At 58.1% G+C, this 2,848-nt stretch carries 2 protein-coding genes; both read right to left on the bottom strand.

All coding sequences use genetic code 11. The features are described 5' to 3' along the window. Window positions 1–80: 80 nt before the first annotated feature. Window positions 81–2,129, bottom strand: coding sequence for a PAS domain S-box protein (locus tag P1S46_12085; GenBank protein MDF1537209.1), 2,049 nt, complete (start codon window positions 2,127–2,129; stop codon window positions 81–83). Continuing rightward, window positions 2,126–2,407 carry a hypothetical protein gene (locus P1S46_12080; protein MDF1537208.1) on the bottom strand — a complete coding sequence of 94 codons (282 nt, stop codon included), beginning with the start codon at window positions 2,405–2,407 and terminating at the stop codon, window positions 2,126–2,128. The genes P1S46_12085 and P1S46_12080 overlap by 4 nt, the downstream gene beginning before the upstream one ends. Between the last annotated feature and the right edge of the window lie 441 nt (window positions 2,408–2,848).

Here is a 2,848-nt window from a genome sequence, read left to right as displayed (position 1 = left end):
ACGCGCCTGCTTTCATCGGTCATTGATTTGGGCGCCCCGCGCGGGGCGCGTTGATGGACTTTTTGCGAGTCCATCAACCTTCACATCAATACTGTGCCGGCTTCCCTGTATTCCTTGAAACGTATGCGGAAAAAGACCCCACCGTCATTGTTTACCTTGAGAGTGCCCCCCAGCTGCTCGACCAGGATCCTCACCAGCTTCAGACCCAGGGAACCGGATCGGTAAAGGTCCACGCCATCCGGAAAGCCCACACCGTCGTCGCAGACGATCAGCTCATAGGTTTTTTCTCCGTTCAGCTTCCGGAAGCTGACGCGGATCTCCCCGGCACGGCCCCCGGGAAAGGCGTGCTTGATCGCATTGGATATCAGTTCGTTGACGATGAGCCCACAGGGGATGGCCGTATCCACGACCATGGATGTCGGTTCGGCATCCAGCACGAACCCGACCTTCCCTCCCTTCATCCCGTAGGAGACGAAAAGGTTCTGGGCCAGATGCCGGATGTAATCCCCGAAGTTGATCCTGGAAAGGTCCCTCGCCTGGTATAGCTTCTCGTGGATAAGCGCCATGGAAATGACCCGGTTCTGGCTATCCTTGTACACACCGCGGCTGGCCTCGTCGTTAATGTAGCGTGCCTGCAGGTTGAGCAGGCCGGAGATGACCTGGAGGTTGTTTTTGACGCGATGGTGGATCTCACGCAGGAGGGTCTCCTTCTCTTCCAGAGACCTGCGGACGGTGGTCTCCGCCTGCTTGAGGCGCATGATATCCCTCACGATCGCCAGGATCAGCGGCTCCCCCTGGAGCCGGATAACCCTGCCCGAGATCAAAACGGGCCGCACAATGCCGCCGGCACAGGCAAAGTCCGCCTCGAAGCTCTCGGCAAAACCTTGCGATTTCAGGATGTCCCTGAACACCTCGCGAGAGTGACGGTCCTTCCAGAGGCCGAGTTCCAGCGACGTGTGCCCTATGGCATCCTCCCTGTTTAAACCGAGCATTTTCAGGAAGCTGTCGTTGATATCCACAAAACAGCCGTCCTCCAGGCTGGTGAGGGAGATGCATTCGGGATTGGCGTAGAAAACGGTGCGGAAACGTTCCTCGGACTCCTGAAGCGCCTGCTCGATGATCTTCTGATCGGTGACGTCCACGATGTTGCCAAGGGATGTGGGTTTGCCGTCCCAGGTGATGAGCGATCCGATGATGTCCAGGTAACACTCTGTCCCGTCCTTTCGCTTGACACGGACGGTGTAGCGGTCGTCCGCCGGTAGCCCGGCGGGGCGGTTCGTCATGTTCCTCTCCATGAGATGGGCGTCTTCGGAATGAAGGAACTCAAGGGGCGAACGTCCGACCATTTCCTCAACGGACCGGCCGCAGATCTTGGCCAGGCGGGGACTGGCGTAGATGAGCTTTCCGCCCTGGGTCAGGCTGACGCCGGCATGGCTTTTTTCCACGAGCAGCTTGTACCGTTCCTCGGACTCCTTCAGCGCCTGCTCGATGATCTTCTGATCGGTGACGTCCACGATGTTGCCCAGGGACGCCGGTTTTCCGCACCAGGTCACGCGCGACCAGATGATGTCCAGGTACCTGGTGCTCCCATCGGCATGCAGGGCCCGCACCGTGTAGCGCTCTTCGACCGGCTGGCCGGCCGATCGTAACAGCATGTTCCTCTCCATGATGGCTACATCTTCCGGAAGAAGGAACTCCAGCGGCGAACGCCCGATCATCTCGTCGACCGTGTGTCCCCTGATCTCCGCCAGCCTCTCGCTGACGAAGACAAACTTGCCGTCCTGGACGACGCTGATGCCGGCGTGGCTGTTTTCAACAAGGCCGCGGTAGCGCTCCCCGGATTCTCGCAGGACTCGCTCTGACCGGGTCTGGATGAAGGAGACCGGGACCAGAGACCAGGCCACGGCCCACAGGACCTCCAGGAAATCCTTGACCGAACCGGGCAACACGGATGTCCCGACCCTTTCCATAAAACCCAAAACGCCGTGCACCACGGCCAGGCAGAGAAGAATGATGAAAGCTGTCAGGGTGTTCCGGCCCAGGCGTCCCCGTCCGAAAAACAGGACCGCTATAAGAGCCGTCGCGGAACCGGTCAAAGCCAGGAAGTCGAGGATGCCGACGGGACTCACGGCTCTTCCTCACTGGCGGCAACCAGCGCCTTGATCGCCCAGATGGCTATTAGGAAAGAGGAAAGCATATATGCGGTGTGTTCCAGGACGTTAAAGGTCCGGGGGAGAAACAGACCTTCCAGAACGGTGAAGGCCCAGGCGATATAAAGGTAAAAATAGGCGGCGAGCAGCCATCTCCACGACGGTACGGATTGCGCCAGCACCCTGCGCTTTATGAATACGAAGACAACCCCGACGGTGCCGATGAGAAGTGTTATGACCTCGTTTTCCTGAAACATCCCCCCCCCTTGAGATCCTGAACGGCAACCAGGCCCCGCACAACCGCCGATCCGGCAGCGTCACCGGTCGGAAAAAAAGAATCCCTCTTATTCTAATACATCAGAAGAAACGGGATTACAAATGTGAATTTGACTGATCCCCCTATTTTGCCGTCATGTACCCCCGGCAAAGCCGGGGGGTTTCCCTAGGTACTAAAATTTTGATTGGTTCTATTTTTGAGATTTTGGGGATAAAAAACCTTGTTGGCATCGGGCTTCCCGATCTGGTGGACGGTTCTGAAAACAGCGGGTTACGTGTTCCTGAGGGGGAACCATACCCGAAATCCGCAAGGAAGGCCCGTTTGGTCGGGACTTCGGGGTCGGAGGGTGGCGTCGATGCCGAAAAGTCCAGGTACCAGGACCGGCGTGTCAGAAACAGACCCCTCAGACACCCCGACCGGA

It is taken from the genome of bacterium (genome assembly GCA_029210545.1).
Classification (GTDB): domain Bacteria; phylum BMS3Abin14; class BMS3Abin14; order BMS3Abin14; family BMS3Abin14; genus JARGFV01.
Note: the sequence above shows the minus strand (reverse complement) of the source record. Positions and strands in the feature narration are given on the sequence as shown.

What these genes read in the sequence shown, in the direction of transcription:
- P1S46_12080 (MDF1537208.1), bottom strand. Translation starts at nt 2,407, where the DNA reads ATGTTTCAGGAAAACGAGGTCATAACACTTCTCATCGGCACCGTCGGG.